This is a genomic window from Halococcoides cellulosivorans, from assembly GCF_003058365.1.
Taxonomy (GTDB): Archaea; Halobacteriota; Halobacteria; order Halobacteriales; family Haloarculaceae; genus Halococcoides; species Halococcoides cellulosivorans.
In genome coordinates this window covers 1,924,393-1,941,226 of record NZ_CP028858.1, presented here as the reverse complement: position 1 = coordinate 1,941,226, position 16,834 = coordinate 1,924,393, and the positions used below count along the sequence as shown (strand labels likewise).

Here is a 16,834-nt window from a genome sequence, read left to right as displayed (position 1 = left end):
CTCGTCGCGGCCGCTTACATGAACTCGACGCCTTCGAAGGCGTACCTGACCTGTCCGTCGATCGGTTCGGTCGTGAGCGTCCACCCGTGTGATTCGACGATGTTGGTGACGAGTCGCATCGACAGTCGGCTCTCCGTCGAGTTGCCCAGATCGGCCTCGAAGCGCTCGCTGTCGGGATCGGGCGGGAGCGCGTCGGCATCGGTGACGAGTTCGAACCCCTCGTCGATCGAGCGGACCTCGATGTCGACGTCCGGCCCGGCGCGTTCGACACTCTGGCGATAGAGCATCTCGAAGAGGTGGCGCAATCGGTGGGGATCGACCCGGACCACGGCGGTCGTGTTGACGACGACGTCCGGGCGCGGCGGGTCGACGTACTCGCGGGCTTCGCGGGCGATCGCTTCGAGACTCGTCGGTTCGCGCGTCTGCTCGCGGGCGTTCTCGCGGGCGAGTGCGACGAGATCCTCGATGAGCGAGGCGATCTGAGCGTGATTGCGCTCGATCGTCCGAATCTCGTCACTCACGCTCGGGTCGTCGACGGCGTCGGCCACGATCTCCAGGCGGCCCATCGCGACCTGCAAGGGGTGCCGGAGTTCGTGTGAGATCACGGTGGCGAACTCTTCGAGGCGGTCGTTCTGCCGGCCGAGTGCCTGTGTGCGTTCGCGAAGCGCGTGGCGAGTCTCGGCGGCGTCGATCGCCAGCGCGACGTTGCGCGCGAGTTCTTCGAACGCGCGGCGCTCGTCGGTGCGAAAGGCGTCCGCGCGGTCGGTGTACACCGCGAGGACGCCGAACCGGTCGGTCTCGTAGATCAGCGGCATCGCACAGAGGAGTCGCGCGCGCTCACAGATACCGTCGAACGCCCCGGGGGCCTCGTCTCGGCGCGCGATCACGGTGCGGTCCTCGGTGATCGCCGTGACCAGCGGGTCGGCCTCTCTGGCGGTCCGGGTGCCGACCGCGGACTGGCCGCCATCCACGCCGCCGACCGCGCGCGGGACGACCAGCGCGTTCGCCTCGTCGACCTCGAAGACGAGCGCGGCGTTGAACCGCGTCGACTCCGCGAGGACGGTCACGACGGCCTGTTCGATCTGCTCGCGGGTCGGCGCGCGGACGAGCGCCTCGTTCACCCGGCGGATCGTCCGGTTGATCGCGGTCTGCTGGCTGGCGCGACGGCGCGCGGGCAGGTGGCCGATCGCGCGATCGACGACCGTAGCGAGGCGGTCGCGTGAGTCCTCGTCGCCGCGATCCGGGACGAACGCGAAGATGTCGCGCTCGGAGACTCGCCGGATCACGTCGTAGTTCTCGACGTCGGTGAACAACACAAAGGGGACGTCCGCGTCGACCGAGCGGACGACCTGGTGGACGTCGAACGCCCCGAGATAGGTCAGGCCGCGCCGATCGGGCACTTCGAGCCTGGAGACGACACAGTCGTACGTGCCGTGTCCGATCCGATCGGTGACCGCCTCCGCATCGGGGACCCGATCGACGGTCAAGTCGGTCGACTGCAGGCGCTCGACGGCGTCGGAGCCGTCTCGGTCGTCGACGAACAACACCGACGGCCTGGTGGCCATACCCCTGACTGTCGCTGGGAGGTGTCAAAAAACCCGCTGTGGGTGTCCCGGTTCGCTCGCCGGTCCAGTCTCGCCGGGAGACTTTTCAGCCGTCGCCGCGTCGGTCGGTGGTATGTCTTCGGTCCGGTCGATCGACGCCGCCGACGGGGCGGCGGCGGTCCGGGAGCTGATCGATCGGGCCGAGCGTCGGGTGTGTGTCTCGGTGCCGGCGGGGACGATCGAGACCTTTCGTGAGTCGCTGGCTGCGGCGGTCGATCGCGGCGTGCTCGCTCTCGTTCTCGTCCACGACCAGTCCCAGCCCACCGAGTGGGCCGAGTTCGCGACGATCGTTCGCCACTCCCGGAGCGTCGAGCCGGCGATCTGTACCGCCGACGAGCAGGTCGGCGTGATCGGTCCGCCCGGTGCGATCGACGACTCCGGGCAGGGATCGCTCACGATGGTCGAGGATCTCAGGTTGGCCCGCCTGATGTTCGGGTCGCTGTTGGGTAACTACTGGATGCGTGCTGCCGAACTGTTCGTGACCGACCCCGACCCGCTGCCCGCACGGTACGAATCGTTTTTTCGGGCCGTCGTCCGGGCGACCCAGGCGCTCCAGCGGCGACGCACGCTCAGGGTGACCGTCGACACCTACCCGCCCCAGACCATCCCTGCGGTGACCGATCGTGAGCCGACGCCTCGAACGGGGCGGCTGGTCAACGTCAGACAGAGCCTGCTCGTGCCTGCGACGAACACCTTCCCCGTCGAGACGAGCCTCGCGCTGGCGGCCAACGATCGACGATTCAGTGTCGGTGGCTCCGGAGCGATCGTCGAAGACTACGTCGCAGATCGGATTCGCCTGGAGCCGATCGACGCCTGATCTAATCCGGCAGTCGGTCGATCAACTGCTCGAACTGCCCGCGATAGTACGCCTCCGCGCGCGCTCGCTTGAGTTCGGTGGCGTCGTCGTCGAGTGAGTCCTCGAACGCGCCCATCCGCCAGAGCAGCGTCGAGAGCTGATACAGTGGTGCGACCGCGTCGTAGGCCTCGTCGAAGGCCAGATCGTGCTCGCTCTGGTAGGCCTCCCGAAATCGGTCCCGGAGTTCGTCCTGCCGGTCCGGATCTTGAATCACCGAGTCGACGAACAGGAACTCGGCCTGAGCGACGTTGTACGCCTCCGGCGCGGCGATCAACTCCTGCCAGTCGAGGACGACGGTGATCGGGTCCTCGCGATCCGGATCGACCAAAAGGTTCCCCGGGCGGAAGTCGTCGTGGACGAGTCGTGGGGTCCCCTCGCTCGGTATGGCCTCGATGGCCGCGTCGAGGGCCTCCTGGGCCCGGCCGGCAGCGTCCTCGAACGGAGTCCCGTCGAGGTGTTCGATCCGCGATTCGGTCAATTCTTTGAAATACGTCTGCCAGTCCCAGGAGAGGTCTCGGATCGCGAGGTGGCCGTCGTCGAGTTCGAACCGGCCGAACCCCTCGAAAGCGATCGAATCGTGCAGATCGCCCAACATTCGGCCGGCCTGGGCGAGCACGCGGTTCTGAGCGTCGGGGTCGATGCGGTCGAGCCGATCGGTCAGCGAGTCGCCCTGGATCCGCGCGGTGATGAAGTAGGGATCGACTGCCTGCTCGGGGTCGTCACGGAAGACCAAAATTCCCGGCACGGGAATGTCCGTTCGCTCTCCGACGTACTCCTGAATGTACGGTTCGAGATCGAAATGTCGGTCGTCGTCGGGTTCGAACTTGACGACTACCTCGTACTCCGACCCGTCGACGACGACGGTGACGAAAAACACGTCGGCGCGCGTCCCGCTGGACGAGCGCTCGAACGAGTACTCGTCGTAGTCGGGGCCGGATTCGTCGAGGACCGCTTCGATCGCGTCCGCTGGCGACGACACGAATACATATACGCCCACCGAGCAAATAAAGCCGACGACACGCGTCCTTATGCGGAGAACTCGCCGACGGCCCGTCCACGCAGCGCGCCAGTCATCTGGAGGCCGACCGCGTCCATCCGCGTGACGATGCGTTTGGCCTGTGCGCGCGTGAGGTATTTGTCCGCCTGAGCCGCGCCGACGACGACGCCGAAACTGCCGATCGTCTCCGCGCCCAGCCCCGCAGCGATCGCACGGAGGCGTGGATCGTCCGAGACCACCACGATGTCGTCGTCCGCGTCGTCGTCGAACAGCCCCGAGAACAGCGCTGCCTCGTAGCCCGCCCGATCGAGTCCGAGCGCGTCGGCGGCCCGATCGAGCGGGTTCGATCGGACGTCGGTGATGACCGACCGCTCGTCTAGAAACGTATCGAGGTTGAGCCGAGCGGGTTCGACGGTGATCTCCTCGACGACCGACTCGGGGACGACGATCGCCGCATCGAGGTGTTCGAGCAAGTCGAGTTCTCCGACCTGGCCAAGATCGTAACAGACCGTCGGGCCGACGTACGCGAACGTCATCGCTGGGTGGCTCGCGCGGCGTCGTCAGCGAGGTCGGCCACGTCGAGATGGGTGGTCAGGTTGCGCTCGTTGGCGATCTCCAGCCAGTCGGCCACCGAGCAGTCAGCGATGTCGGCGGCCGCGGCGATCGAGATCTCGTCGTTCTGGTAGCGGTGGACGGCCGTCTGGACACGCAACCGGGTCAGACCCTCACGGAGCGCCCGTTCGACGGTCCGCTCGCGGTCCTCTTCGAGCAGGTTCGACACCGCCGCGACCTCCGTGAGGAGGTCTTGGGGCACGTCGGCGGTCAACTCGGGCATGTGAACGGTGTTCGGCCACGCCCATCTTGAAGCTGATGTCCGATTCGGCCCCGAACCGCCAGCGTTTTCGCCATTCCGGGCCGATCGCCCGTCGATGACTGTCAGGGCTCGCGCGTTCGTCCCCGGTCACGTGACCGGCTTTTTCACCGTCGAGCGCGGGCCCGACCCGGCCCACACCGGCTCACGCGGCGCGGGCCTCGCGCTCGCCAGCGGCGTCACCGTCGCCGTCCGCGAGGCGTCGGGCCCGATCACCCTCGACGGCGAGCCGATCGACATCGCGGCCGCCGAGCAGGTCCGCCAGGCGCTGGGCCTCGATCGGGCGGTCGCCGTCGCGACCGACCTCCCGCTCGGCGCGGGGTTCGGCGTCTCGGGGGCGGTCGCGCTCGGGACGGCGCTCGCGGGTGCGGCCGCACTCGACTGCCCGCGGCCGCGCTCGGAACTGGTCGGCCTGGCCCACCGTGCGGAGGTCGCGGCCGGCACGGGCCTGGGTGACGTCGTCGCGCAGGCGACCGGTGGACTGGTCGTCCGGACCGCCGCGGGCGAACCGTCGATCGGTCGGGTCGACGCGATCCCCGTCGCGGGATCGGTCGAGGTGTTCAGCCGTGGCGAGCGCTCGACTGCGGACATCGTCGGCGGCGAGACCGACCGCCTGAGCGCGGCGGGCGAGCGCGCGCTCGCCACCCTGCTCGACGATCCCCGGCCCGCGACCTTCTATCGGGCGAGCCGGCGGTTCGGGACTGCGGCGGGACTGGACCACCCGGTCGCTGACGTGCTCGCGGACGTGGAGCGCGCGGGTGGGACCGCGATCGTCGCGATGCTCGGTGAGACCGTCATCTCGCCCGACGGCGGGCTCTCGGCGGCGGGCTACGACGTTCGTCGCGTCCAGATCGATCCCGCGGGGGCCGCGCTGCGTGAGGTCCCCGACGACCGCGACGGAGCCTAACGCGCGGTCGCTCGTCCGGCGACGGACCTCGCGGGACTTTTGATCGGGCGCGGCGAAGCCGGCCCGTGACCGCAGACGTTCCCGATTCCCACCCACGTGCTGCGTCGCTCCGAACGCGCGACCGCCTCGTCGAGGGTCTCGAAAACGGGCTCACGAGCCGCACTGGCCTGATCGCCCACGGGCGTGGCGAGGCGTTCGATTACCTGCTCGGCGAGCGGACGATCCCGTCGGCCGATCGGGCCGCCCGCGCCGCCGCCGCGCACCTCCTCGCCGCCGACCACCCTGTCATCTCGGTCAACGGCAACGTCGCCGCGCTCGCGCCAGAGCGCGTCGTCGATCTGGCCGATGCGACCGACGCCGCCATCGAGGTGAACCTGTTTCACCGCTCGGCCGAGCGCATCGAGGCGATCGCGGACCACCTCCGGGCCCACGGGGCGACCGACGTGCACGGCCTCGCGGGCGACGGCCGCATTCCCGGGCTGGACCACGACCGCGGGATCTGTGACGCCGACGGGATCGAACGCGCGGACGTCGTCGTGGTCCCGCTCGAAGACGGGGACAGAGCCGCGGCGCTCGCGGAGTTGGGGAAATCCGAGATCGTGATCGACCTCAACCCGCTCTCACGCTCGGCCCAGGTCGCGGACGTCCCGATCGTCGACAACGTCGTCCGCGCACTGCCGACGATGGCCGCCCACGCTCGGGAGTTGAGCGAGGCCGGGGCCGACCTCGACGGCGTGATCGCTGAGTTCGACGCCGACGCGGCGCTGGCCGACGCCGAGCGGACGATTCGCGAGGGGTCGCTCGCGGACTGAGTGTGTGGTGATCGGTCCGGCCGGAGTCCTTAGGTGCCCATCGCTCGTACCGTGGGTATGAGTCTCAAGGTCGACGTCCGGAAACTCGACCTCTTCAACGATATCGCTCGCGAGGGCTCTCAGACCGTTGCCGAGAACCTGGAGACGCTCGCAGGGATCGAGGCGACGATGGACGTCTCGAAGATCAACTTCCTCCAGAGTTCGGACCTCGATGCGCACATCGGGACCGACGACGCCGTGGGGATCTTCGTGGAGTTGATCGAGCCACCACACGGCTACGTCCTGTTCGTGATGGATCCGGCGGCGAGCAAGTCGCTGGCCGAATCCATGGTCGGCGGGATGGACGCCGACGAACAGCGCGGTGGCTTTACCGACATGGAACGGTCGGCACTCCAGGAGATCGGGAACATCATGACCTCGGGGTACGTCGACGGCCTGGCGAACGTCCTCGATACGACGATCGACATCTCGACGCCATCGTTTGCCTACGGGCCCGCGAACCAGGTCGTCGAGACGATGGGCGGGTGGCCCGACGAGGACATCGCCTTCGTCGTCGACTCCACCATCGTTTCGCCGGAGGCCGACGTGGAGTTGACGGTCTACACGCTCCCGCGCGTGGTCGAACTCGTGGAGTTGATCCAGGCCATCGATCTGGAGACCGACGTCGGTACGGACACGACCGCCTCCGAGGAGTTCGTCCCGTAGCTCTCGCGCCGATCGTGCGCCGATCGGCGGGGTGGCAGGCCGTGGCCGCCCTCGAAGCGCCCGAACCGAAACGGAAATTCCCGCCCCGTCCGATTCCTGGCTATGCTCGACAGATTGAACGCCGACGTGACGGTCCGCCAGTCATGACGCCGTCGGACCTGTCCGTCGACACGCGACTCGCGGATCCAGCGGCGTTCGTCCACCGCGTCGAAGACGGAGCCGAATCCTGGTGTGACGGCCACGACGACTGTTCGGTCGTCTTGCGCGTTCTCTTTCCCGTCTACGCCGTTACCTACTCGTACGCCGTCGAGAGTCTCCTCCCCTGGGACGACGGCTCTCGGGAGCGATCCTGTGCGATCGTGCCCGGCCGCTCCGATATCGCCGACGCTCCGCTCGGCCAGTACGCCGCCTCCGCGTGCGATCCCGAGACCGTCGATCCGCGGGCGGCCTACGCCGACCTCCGCGAGTCGACGCTCGTCCTCGACCGGACGATCGACCGCGAGCGCGCCGAATCCTGGCTGCCCGACCGCCTCGACGACGTCGCGACCGCGATCGAACGCCGCCGTGATCGCTGGCGTGAGCGCCAGCAGACGACCTCCGACGACGCCGAAGCGCGTCGCCTTCAGCGCAAGATCGACGACCACCGTGGGGTGGATCTGCTGAAGGACCTTCGCGCCGAGACGGGCCTCACCGAGGCCGTCGATCAGACCGCGGATCTGGTCGTCCACGGCTGTACCGCACTGTATCTTCCGACCTACGTCGTCGAACTGACCGACGACAGCGGTGGGTACTGCTATGTCGCCGGGCGACCCGATCCCGACGCCGATCCGGAGACCTGGACGCCCGGCCTGGAGTGGCCCGCCGACGTCCTGACCGATGCGATCGACGAGGTCGACTCGTTCGAAGCCCTCGGGACGATCGTCGGTGACCACGACGCGTCCGCCGACCGGGCGTCGGTCCGGTCGGGCACGCGCGGGAGCGAGGGGATTCGAGAGCCAGACAGCGTCCGCGAACTCGACGCGGCGTCGGTACTCACGCCGACGCCGGATCGGGATTTCTCCGACGTCGGCGGGAACGCCGAACTCCTGTCGACGCTCCGGCGGACGATCGTCGACCCGCTGACTCACGCCGATCGCTACGCGTCCTACGGGCTGAGCGTCGTCAACGGTGTCCTCCTCCACGGTCCGCCGGGGTGTGGGAAGACTCACGTCGCGGGCGCGCTCGCGGGCGAACTCGGCTTCGACTACCTCGACGCCCGGCCGGCCGATCTGATGAGCAAGTACATGGGCGAACCCGCGGTCCGCGTCGAGGACCTGTTCGCGATCGCGCGGGCGAACCAGCCCTGTCTGGTCTTTCTCGACGAGATCGACGGCATCACCGCCGCGCGCGACGGATCCAACGCGAACCAGAGCGAGCGCCAACTCGTCACCCAGTTGCTCGTCGAACTCGAAGCCATCGACGGCGAAGACGTGATCGTGGTCGGCGCGACCAACCACCTCGACGACGTCGACGACGCGATCCGCCGCTCTGGCCGGTTCGACGAGCGCATCGAGGTTCCCCCACCGGACGCCGACGCCAGACGTGCGATCCTCGAAGTTCACCTCCGCGATCGACCGACTGCCGAGGATCTGGACCTCGAACCGGCGGTGGAGGTGTCCGCGGGGTTCGCCGGGAGCGACCTCGAACGCCTCGTCGAGAGCGCCGCCCGGCGCGCGATGGCCGCCGACCGTCCGATCACGGGCGACGACCTCGCCAGCGTCGCCCGGGACGCCGAGACGTCGATCGACGGCTGGGTCGGCCGCTACGAGTTCCTGGCTCGGGAGACCGACGGGACCGGTCGGATCGTCGACCCCGACGACGCCGAGTATCTCTCCGCGGGTTCGATCGTCCAGCGCGAGGTGAAACGCTCGTTCGATGACGTCGGCGGGATGGACGACCTCCTGGAGACCATGGGACGCACGGTGCTCGACCCCCTCCGCGATCGGGCGACCTACGAGCGATACGGCCTCGACCCGACCTCGGGAATCTTGCTGTACGGCCCGCCCGGCTGTGGGAAATCCTACGTGAGTCGCGCGCTCGCGGGTGAACTCGACCAGTATTTCGTTCAGGTCGGGCCGGCGACACTCACCGGCGAGACCATGGGCGAACCCGCCCAGCGCGTCGCGGATCTGTTCGCGATCGCGCGGGCGAATCAGCCCTGTCTGGTCGTCCTCGACGAGATCGACGCGATCGCCGGATCGCGATCCGAGGTCGGCGCCGACAGCCTCCAGACGATGGTCAATCAACTCCTGACCGAACTGGAATCGATCGACGACGAGCGCGTCATCGTGGTCGGGACGACCAACCTGCCCGACGACCTCGACGACGCGATCCGTCGCTCGGGGCGGTTCGACGAGCGGATCGAGGTCCCCCCGCCGGACGCCGACGCCAGACGCGCGATTCTGGAGGTGCAACTCGCCGATCGTCCGATCGCCGACGACATCGTCTGGGCCGATCTGGTCGAGGCGACGGCGGGGTACGCCGCGAGCGATCTCGCACACGTCGCCGACGAGGCCGCCCAGCGCGCCCTGCGCGCCGACAGCGTCGTGACGACCGAGCGGTTGCTCGCGGCGGTCGAGTGTACCGAGTCGAGCATCGCGTCCTGGCTGGATCGGTACGGGGGCGGCGACAGGACCGAGGCCTCGCTGTCGTATATCAACTGATCACGTCTCGTCGCCGCTCGCCATCGATCGCCGGACCCATTCGACACGACCCGATCGCCAGCCCATGCTTCGTCGATCGGCTGGACGACCGCCGACCTATCGCGATCGCAACGCCTTTCTACCACCGGGTGATACCACAGAGTGGTATGGAAGACTTCGACCAGTTCGCAGACGTCGACGAAGTCGCCGTCACACGCGCGATCGGCGAGGAGTGGAGCGAGGAGTTCATGGACTTCTCCGAGTCGGACGTGATCATCATCGGCGGTGGGCCCTCGGGCCTGATGGCCGGGAAGGAACTCGCCGAGCGCGGCGTGAAGACGATGATCGTCGAGAAGAACAACTATCTCGGCGGGGGCTTCTGGCTCGGTGGCTTCCTGATGAACAAGGTCACCGTGCGGGACCCCGCCCAGCAGATCCTCGACGATCTGGACGTCGACTACGAGGAATCCGAGACCGAGGACCTCCACGTCGCGAACGGGCCCGAGGCCTGCTCTGGTTTGATCAAGGCCGCCTGTGACGCCGGCGTGAAGATCCAGAACATGACGGAGTTCACCGACATCGTGATCCGCGAGGACCACCGCGTCGGCGGGATCGTCATGAACTGGACGCCCGTCCACGCGCTGCCCCGTGAGATCACGTGTGTCGACCCGATCGCCGTCGAGGCCGACGTCGTCATCGACGCGACGGGTCACGACGCGATGGCGGTCAAGAAACTCGACGAGCGCGGCGTGCTCGACGCACCGGGCATCGGCGACGCCGAGGCTGCTGCGACCGGGATGGACGACACTGGCGACAACTCCTACGGCGCGCCGGGCCACGACTCGCCGGGCCACGACTCGATGTGGGTCTCCGAGTCCGAAGACCAGGTCGTCGAACACACCGGCGTCGTCCACGACGGCCTGATCGCGACCGGCATGGCGACCGCCTCGACGTACGGCCTGCCGCGCATGGGCCCGACGTTCGGTGCCATGCTCGTCTCCGGGAAACTCGCCGCCGAGGCCGCCATCGAGGAACTCGGCGTCGAGGCCCCCGCGGTCGAGTTGGAGACCACGCCCGCGACGCCCGCCGACGACTGATCGGCCGACGCAGTTCCGGCCACCGCTTGGTGCGGGGCCGGCGCGGGCGTCCGGCGAGACTCTGACACCTCGGCCACGTACGCACTCGCCGGCCCGCTGTTCGCGAGAGCTCCCGAGCGACTGCGTTGGAGGACTCGGGAGGCCTCAATAGAGCTATTACCAGCGCTTTTCACCCGTGATCGTCCACCGTCAACTGCGGTGGTGGCCCTGGCCCACTGTCCCCCCACTGAACGCCGTCGCCAGTCGGTCGCGACCCGCTGATGACTGGTCATCCCGACTGGCTCACACTGGTTTTTCCGCTGGGCCCGCGGATCCACCTCTTCGATCCCGCTTCGTTTCGACGCGACGGCGATCGCGGCAGGACGATCCGACACACGTTTGATCCCGGTGGTCGTTGATCGACGCGATGAGTGACGCCGACCCCGCGACGGCCGGCGACCACGAAAACGCCGAGCAAGTCGTCGTGGCCGTGGACGCCGACGATCAGCGCCAGGACGTGGTCAACCGGCTGGAGGCTCACACCGGCGACGGCATTCGCCACCGGGCCTTCACTGCCCTCCTGTTCGACGGCGAGGGGAACGTCCTGCTCGCCCAGCGCAGCCCCGAGAAACGCCTCTGGCCGACCCACTGGGACGGCACCGTCGCCTCCCATCCCGTGCCCGATCAGTCTCAGGTCGACGCGACCGAGGAACGCCTCGCCGAGGAACTCGGCGTGACCCCCGACCAGTACGAGAACCTTCGCGTGACAGACCGATTCGAGTACCGACGTTTCTTCGAGGATCGCGGCCTCGAACACGAGGTCTGTGCCGTCCTCCAGGCGACGCTGACCGACCGTTCGCTCGATCCCGACCCCGCGGAGGTCGGCGGCATCGCGTGGGTGCCGTACGAACGCCTGGTCGAGCACCGCGAGTGGTACCGCCAGTTCCGTCTCTGTCCGTGGTTCGAGATCGCGATGCGCCGCGATCGCGAATAACGCGGCTGGCGGACCGCCGCGGATCTTCACGCCCCGATTCGATCAGTCTCGATCGAGGACGACGACCGCGCGGAGGTCGTTGACGTTCGTCCCGGTCCGGCCCGAGTCGAGCAGTACTCCGCGCTCCCGGAGATAGCTCGCCGTATCGTCGTCGCGGAGTGCGGCCCGCGCCCAGTCCGGATCGTCGACGGTCGTCTCGGTGACGACGCCGCCGGCCGCCCCTGCGGAACCGTCCTGGCCGTCGGTGTCGACGCTCGCGACCGCCATCCGCGGGCCGTCGGCGGCCGCGAGCGCTGCCGCGGTGGCGAACGTCGTGTTCGGCCCGCCTCGCCCCGCGCCCGTCACGTCGACGGTCGTCTCGCCCCCCGAGAGCAGGACGGCCGGCGGGTCGACCGGCCGGCCCGTCGCGGCGATTTCTTCTGCGATCGCGACCTGCGTGCGGGCGGCGTCGGCGGCCCCGCCCCGAATCGTCGTCGACAGCACCGTCGGCTCCACACCGGCCTCGCGGACCCGCGTCGCGGCGGCCTCGATCGCGCGCTCGCCGTCCGCGATCACGACGCGATCGAGGCCTGCGCGGTCGGTCGCTGGCCCCACGGTGCCGCCGTCCGCGAGATGCTTGCGGACCACCTGGGGCAGGTCGACCCCGTCGGGGATCGACGGATCGACGCCCGGATCGGGGCTGAGCGGCCCGCTCGCGATGACGCTCGACTCACCGACGACGTCGCTAACGAGCACGCCGATCGTCCGTGCCGGCGCGAGCGCGCTCGCGAGGCCGCCACCCTTGATCTTCGAGCAGCGCCGCCGGATCGCGTTGATCCGATCGATCGAAACGCCCGCCGCGAGCAGTGCGTCGGTCGTCGCCGCGAGGTCGTCGACGCTCAGATCGCCCGCGGGCGCACACAGGAGTGCGCTCCCGCCGCCGGTGATCGGCGCGAGGACGAGATCGTCGGGCCCCGCCGCGCGTGCTCGATCGAGGAGGTCGCCGGTCGCGCGCTCGTTCCGTACCGTCGGGAGTGGGTGATCACCCTCGCGGACGCTCACCCGGTCGGTCTCGCGGGGGTCGTCGGTGACGACGAGGCCGTCGTCGATCCGGTCGCCGAGCACCGCTTCCAGTGCTACCCCGATGGTCCCGGCGGCGTTCCCGCCGCCGAGCACGAGCACGCGATTCACGTCCGCGAGGTCCACACTCACGTCGCCGACCCGCAGGTGATCGCCGTCCAGCGTGACCGCGTCAGCGATCGCTCGCCTGGGGTGGGCCGCCCGGATCCCCGCAGCGAGGCTCTCGACGGCGAGTCGCACGTCCATTCGCTCGAACCGGTCGGCGTCGAACACGGTGGCCCGTCGATCGGACGGCGAATCAATCGCTCGGTTCAGAAGGTCAATTACCAAGTGGGTCGATACCGATGGCCCTGGTATGTCTACCCAGGATCGCTCGATCACCCTCGAATGTCGCTGCACCCGCTGTCAGTACAACAACAACGGCCGGTGTGGCTACCAGGGCCGTGTCCTGATCGATCAGAACGGCGAGTGTGGACGGATGGAAGAGGGGTTCGGCCCGGATCGCGGTGGGTTCTGAACCGCTGGGCCCGACCCCTGGGCGACTGGTTGTGGCCTGCCCGAACAGCAATTCCGAAATGACTTGGACCGCACCTCCCGATATGGCTCGCACCTACACCGTCGAGGGCATGCAGTGTACCGGCTGTGAGACGACCGTGATCGAGACCGTCGAGGCCGTCGAGGGCGTCACCGACGTCACGGCCGACCACGAGGCCGACACCGTCACCGTGTCGGGCGACCCCGATCCCGCGGCCGTCCGCGCAGCGATCGGTGAGGCTGGCTACGATCTCGCCTGACTCGGATCCCGGCCGGCGCTCCTGTCGGCATCGACCCTTTCATTGGGGCCGTCAGCGTACGCACAGTCATGATCGCCGACGACGCGACCGATCTGATCGGAGCGACACCACTCCTGCGTGCCGACGCGTTCGCCGAGAACCTGCTCGTCAAACTCGAATCGTTCAATCCCTATTCCGTCAAGGACCGCATCGCTCGCGAGATGATCGAAGCCGCGATCGACGCGGGCGAGGTTACTGCCGACACGACCGTGATCGAACCGACCAGCGGCAACACCGGGATCGGGCTGGCGACCGTCTGTGCCGCTCACGGCCTGGATCTCGTCTTGACCATGCCAGAATCGATGAGCGAAGAGCGCCGTGCGCTGCTCGCCGCGCTCGGGGCCGAACTCGAACTCACGCCCGCCGAGGACGGCATGCCCGGGGCGATCGAGCGTGCCGAGGCGATCGCCGCCGAGCGCGACGATTCCTTTTCCCCTCAGCAGTTCGAGAACCCCGTGAACGCAACCGCCCACCGCACGACCACGGGCCCGGAGATCATCGACGACGTGGGCGACGATTTGGCGGCGTTCGTCGCCGGCGTCGGCACCGGCGGGACGATCACCGGCGTCGGGCAAGCCGTCGACGACGCGGGCGTCGACGCCGACCTGATCGCGGTCGAACCCGCCGATTCGGCGGTCCTCTCGGGCGGGGCCGCCGGGAGTCACGGCATCCAGGGCATCGGCGCGGGATTCGTCCCGGACGTCCTCGACACGGACCTGATCGACGAGATCCGAACGGTCTCTCGTGCGGACGCCGTCGCGGACGCGCGCAAACTCGCCCGGACGGAGGGCATCGCGGGTGGCATCTCCACCGGCGCGAACGTCCACGTCGCGACCGAGGTCGCCAAACAGCGGGACGGCCCGGTCGTCACGATCGTCTGCGACCCTGGCGAGCGGTACCTCTCGACGGATCTGTACGAGTCGCCAGAGTAGTGTTTTGATCGCACACGATTCCTGCGCCGACCCCGATTCGATCAGGCCTCGACTTTCTTGTAGTCGACGTACTGGCCACCACGCAGGGATTCGAGCAGTGCGATCGCCGCGGTCGTTCCCTCCCCGATCGAGACGTTGACCTGGCGTTGGCCACCGGTCACGTCGCCCGCGGCGTAGACGCGGTCGACGCCCGTCGATTGGTCGGATTCGACCTGGATCTCGTCGTCGAGGACGGGGACGCCGAGCATCTCCGCGAGGTCGGTCCCGCCCGCCGCGCCGAGCGCGACGAACAGGCCGTCGATCGGGACTTGTCGGCCGTCGACCGTGATCGCCTCCAGGACGCCGTCGCCGTGGAGGTCCGCGATCGACTCTTCGACGATCGGAATCCCGCGGTCGTCCAGGTCGGCCCGCAGGCCCTCGTCCATCGTGAGATCCGTGCCGTTGGTGTACACCGTCACGTCGTCGGTGTAATCAAGCAACATCGTCGCCTCCTTGGCGGCGTAGTTGCCCGCGCCGACGACGCCGACGGTCTGGTCCCGATAGAAGAAGGCGTCACACTCCACGCAGTACGAGACGCCCTGGCCCTCGTAGTCGTCGATCCCCGCGATCGCGGGCGTCTCGTAACTCGACCCCGTCGCGAGGACGACGCCCGTCACGCTATAGGTCGAGTCGGTCGTCTCGACCGTGTAGCCCTCGCCGTCGTCTGCGATCCGAACGACTTCCTCGCGAATGATCTCGGCACCGAACCGCTCGGCGTGCTCGCGCCCCCGCGCGACGATGTCGGGCCCTGCGATGCCCTCCGGGAACCCGTAGACGTTCTCCATCCAGTCGACGCTCGCCGTCGTCCCCTCGCCCGAGTCGAAGACGATCGTCTCGCGATCTGCGCGTGCCGTGTACACCGCGGCGGCCAGGCCCGCGGGCCCACCACCGACGATTGCGATCTCTGCCATTGTATGTATTGTACAAGACTACCAGTACAAAAGGCGTTCGGATCGGTGGGCGAGTCGACGCTGGAGCGATCGCTCCGTGGGGGTCGAGACCGAGTTGCGAGAACCAGTTTGCGGGCGGTTTGTCGCGGTCGTCGATCCGGCCGCGTCGCGATTCAGGCGTACTTTTGGGCCATATCACCGACGACGGGCAGGTGCGGGTCGGCCTCCTGGTAGGTCCTGACGATGAGATACAGCCAGGCGACGAACGCGCCGAGCCAGAGCGCGAGCGTCAGGAGCCCCAGCACCAGCCCGATGAGGGTCGACAGGATGACCCCGCCCGGGACGTACGAGAGTGCCAGGTTCGCGATCCTCCCCAGGACGTTGAGTCCGATATGGGCAGCGAACACCCCGCCGAAGACGAGGATGCTCTGGACGCCGTGGTACCGGATCGTCCGGTGGTCGGTTTCGAGGAGATACATTACGAGCCCCGACACCGGGCCCAGGACGTAGGCGAGCGCCGCGGCGACGTTCACGTCGAGGCCGGTCTCGGTGTTCGAACTCGTTACGCCGGATGTGTGGGTGTCTGACGACATCGTCGTTCGTTGTGTGACACTACTTGTCGTAATAAAACGTGTGTGTTTGGGTCGGACGGGCGGGGTGGGGAGCGCTGGTGCTCGATTCGAGCGAGTCGACGGGTCTGGGTCGAGCGGTTCGCACGGCGTGATTCGACCGACCTGACGGTGTCTCATGGTTCGCTTCGTTCACCGCTCGCATGTTCGAGGCCCTCACTCCGTTCGCATCTCGCTATGCGCGGGACCAGATTCGAACCGGAGGAAGACGGGTGTGCTCGCTCACTGCGTTCGCTGTGCGCACGCGACTTCCAGGGTTCGAATCCGTGCCTGCTCGTTCGTCGCTTCGCTCCTCACTGCGCGGGACCAGATTCGAACTGGCGGACTCCTACGAGACAGCGTCCTAAGCGCTGCGCCGTTGGCCTGGCTTGGCTACCCGCGCGCACGCCCCACTCCGCCGCCGTCGGGCATAAACGCTACGCGATCAACAGGCGTCCGGAATCCCGTCGCCGTCGCTGTCGATCCACGATCCTGGCGGCACGTTCGGATCGCGCGGGGCCTCCCAGCGATCGATCGCGATCTGCTCGCCGTCCGAATTCTCGACGATCACCCAGTAGGTATCGCCGGCCTCACAGATCGGATCGAGGACGTCGTCACTGCGATACCCGTCGATGTGGACGTAATCACCTGCGACGAGCGTCTCGCCACCGGTCCAGACCTCGTTCCAGTAGATTCGGTTGCCCGACTCGTCTTTGATGACGACGCGGTCGGCGTCGACCGGGCGTCCGGCGGCGTGTCGGAGCTTCACGTACGGGCGATTGTCGTCGTTCCCCTCGCCAGTGGCGCTGTACTCGTACTCGAAGGCACTCGGCGGCGCTGGCTCCTGGAGCTCGTCGTCGAACGCGAGCGCGAACGTTGCGATCGTCGCCGCGAGCACGACGGTGATGGCGACCATCAACACCGTTCCCACGACGGGCGAGACGGCGCGGGTGGAGGGCACGGTCTGTCC

18 protein-coding genes and 1 tRNA gene are annotated in these 16,834 nt (G+C 68.2%); 10 read left to right on the top strand and 9 right to left on the bottom strand.

The annotated features are described in order from the left end of the window. Positions 1–14: 14 nt before the first annotated feature. Entirely contained in the window at positions 15–1,565 is a 1,551-nt protein-coding gene (locus tag HARCEL1_RS09660; protein WP_108382902.1) for a GAF domain-containing protein, read from the bottom strand. 112 nt (positions 1,566–1,677) lie between these two features. Between HARCEL1_RS09660 and HARCEL1_RS09655 the strand changes: the two genes are divergently transcribed. After that, entirely contained in the window at positions 1,678–2,421 is a 744-nt protein-coding gene (locus tag HARCEL1_RS09655) for a TrmB family transcriptional regulator sugar-binding domain-containing protein (protein ID WP_108382899.1), read from the top strand. Between the two features lies 1 nt (position 2,422). On the opposite strand, the gene HARCEL1_RS09650 is transcribed toward HARCEL1_RS09655, so the two are convergent. From HARCEL1_RS09650 to HARCEL1_RS09640, 3 genes are read right to left on the bottom strand one after another with little or no spacing between them, the layout of a single operon-like run. Next, positions 2,423–3,439: a phosphotransferase family protein gene (locus tag HARCEL1_RS09650; RefSeq protein WP_108382897.1), complete on the bottom strand. Its 1,017-nt coding sequence runs from the start codon at positions 3,437–3,439 to the stop codon at positions 2,423–2,425. A 47-nt stretch (positions 3,440–3,486) separates the two neighbouring features. Further along, positions 3,487–3,993: a hypothetical protein gene (locus HARCEL1_RS09645; protein WP_108382895.1), complete on the bottom strand. Its 507-nt coding sequence runs from the start codon at positions 3,991–3,993 to the stop codon at positions 3,487–3,489. Beyond that, positions 3,990–4,292 carry a UPF0175 family protein gene (locus HARCEL1_RS09640; RefSeq protein ID WP_108382892.1) on the bottom strand — a complete coding sequence of 101 codons (303 nt, stop codon included), beginning with the start codon at positions 4,290–4,292 and terminating at the stop codon, positions 3,990–3,992. Before HARCEL1_RS09640 ends, HARCEL1_RS09645 begins: the two co-directional genes overlap by 4 nt. A gap of 94 nt (positions 4,293–4,386) precedes the next feature. Here HARCEL1_RS09640 and HARCEL1_RS09635 point away from each other — a divergent pair, with 94 nt between their 5' ends. From HARCEL1_RS09635 to HARCEL1_RS09610, 6 genes are all read left to right on the top strand, one after another. Next, on the top strand, positions 4,387–5,235 hold the full coding sequence (locus tag HARCEL1_RS09635) for a pantoate kinase (protein WP_108382889.1): 849 nt from the start codon (positions 4,387–4,389) through the stop codon (positions 5,233–5,235). A gap of 65 nt (positions 5,236–5,300) precedes the next feature. After that, a complete protein-coding gene (locus HARCEL1_RS09630; RefSeq protein WP_108382887.1) occupies positions 5,301–6,047 on the top strand; it encodes a 4-phosphopantoate--beta-alanine ligase in 747 nt (248 codons plus the stop codon). Between the two features lie 57 nt (positions 6,048–6,104). After that, on the top strand, positions 6,105–6,752 hold the full coding sequence (locus tag HARCEL1_RS09625; RefSeq protein ID WP_108382884.1) for a chemotaxis protein CheC: 648 nt from the start codon (positions 6,105–6,107) through the stop codon (positions 6,750–6,752). A 143-nt stretch (positions 6,753–6,895) separates the two neighbouring features. Then, on the top strand, positions 6,896–9,454 hold the full coding sequence (locus HARCEL1_RS09620) for an AAA family ATPase (RefSeq protein ID WP_108382881.1): 2,559 nt from the start codon (positions 6,896–6,898) through the stop codon (positions 9,452–9,454). 146 nt (positions 9,455–9,600) lie between these two features. After that, positions 9,601–10,530, top strand: coding sequence for a sulfide-dependent adenosine diphosphate thiazole synthase (locus HARCEL1_RS09615; protein WP_108382878.1), 930 nt, complete (start codon positions 9,601–9,603; stop codon positions 10,528–10,530). A gap of 406 nt (positions 10,531–10,936) precedes the next feature. Further along, positions 10,937–11,503 carry an NUDIX hydrolase gene (locus HARCEL1_RS09610; protein ID WP_108384212.1) on the top strand — a complete coding sequence of 189 codons (567 nt, stop codon included), beginning with the start codon at positions 10,937–10,939 and terminating at the stop codon, positions 11,501–11,503. A 42-nt stretch (positions 11,504–11,545) separates the two neighbouring features. On the opposite strand, the gene HARCEL1_RS09605 is transcribed toward HARCEL1_RS09610, so the two are convergent. Further along, positions 11,546–12,808, bottom strand: coding sequence for a glycerate kinase type-2 family protein (locus HARCEL1_RS09605; RefSeq protein ID WP_108384210.1), 1,263 nt, complete (start codon positions 12,806–12,808; stop codon positions 11,546–11,548). A gap of 109 nt (positions 12,809–12,917) precedes the next feature. Between HARCEL1_RS09605 and HARCEL1_RS13630 the strand changes: the two genes are divergently transcribed. The 3 genes from HARCEL1_RS13630 to cysK all read left to right on the top strand — a co-directional run bounded on the left by HARCEL1_RS13630 (position 12,918) and on the right by cysK (position 14,327). Continuing rightward, positions 12,918–13,079, top strand: a complete 162-nt coding sequence (locus HARCEL1_RS13630; protein ID WP_174182929.1) for a hypothetical protein — start codon at positions 12,918–12,920, stop codon at positions 13,077–13,079. 82 nt (positions 13,080–13,161) lie between these two features. Further along, positions 13,162–13,356, top strand: coding sequence for a heavy-metal-associated domain-containing protein (locus tag HARCEL1_RS09600; RefSeq protein ID WP_108382875.1), 195 nt, complete (start codon positions 13,162–13,164; stop codon positions 13,354–13,356). Positions 13,357–13,424: 68 nt separating this feature from the next. Continuing rightward, positions 13,425–14,327 carry a cysteine synthase A gene (gene cysK, locus HARCEL1_RS09595; RefSeq protein WP_108382872.1) on the top strand — a complete coding sequence of 301 codons (903 nt, stop codon included), beginning with the start codon at positions 13,425–13,427 and terminating at the stop codon, positions 14,325–14,327. A 41-nt stretch (positions 14,328–14,368) separates the two neighbouring features. Here cysK and HARCEL1_RS09590 read toward each other — a convergent pair whose 3' ends face one another. The 4 genes from HARCEL1_RS09590 to HARCEL1_RS09575 all read right to left on the bottom strand — a co-directional run bounded on the left by HARCEL1_RS09590 (position 14,369) and on the right by HARCEL1_RS09575 (position 16,825). Next, positions 14,369–15,277 (bottom strand): NAD(P)/FAD-dependent oxidoreductase, encoded by a 909-nt coding sequence (locus HARCEL1_RS09590; protein ID WP_108382870.1) that lies wholly within the window; start codon positions 15,275–15,277, stop codon positions 14,369–14,371. Positions 15,278–15,429: 152 nt separating this feature from the next. After that, a complete protein-coding gene (locus HARCEL1_RS09585; RefSeq protein ID WP_108382867.1) occupies positions 15,430–15,849 on the bottom strand; it encodes a DUF4870 domain-containing protein in 420 nt (139 codons plus the stop codon). Positions 15,850–16,182: 333 nt separating this feature from the next. Further along, a tRNA-Leu gene (locus tag HARCEL1_RS09580) sits at positions 16,183–16,267 on the bottom strand. Positions 16,268–16,309: 42 nt separating this feature from the next. Then, positions 16,310–16,825, bottom strand: a complete 516-nt coding sequence (locus tag HARCEL1_RS09575) for a type IV pilin (RefSeq protein WP_159077079.1) — start codon at positions 16,823–16,825, stop codon at positions 16,310–16,312. Positions 16,826–16,834: the final 9 nt, after the last annotated feature.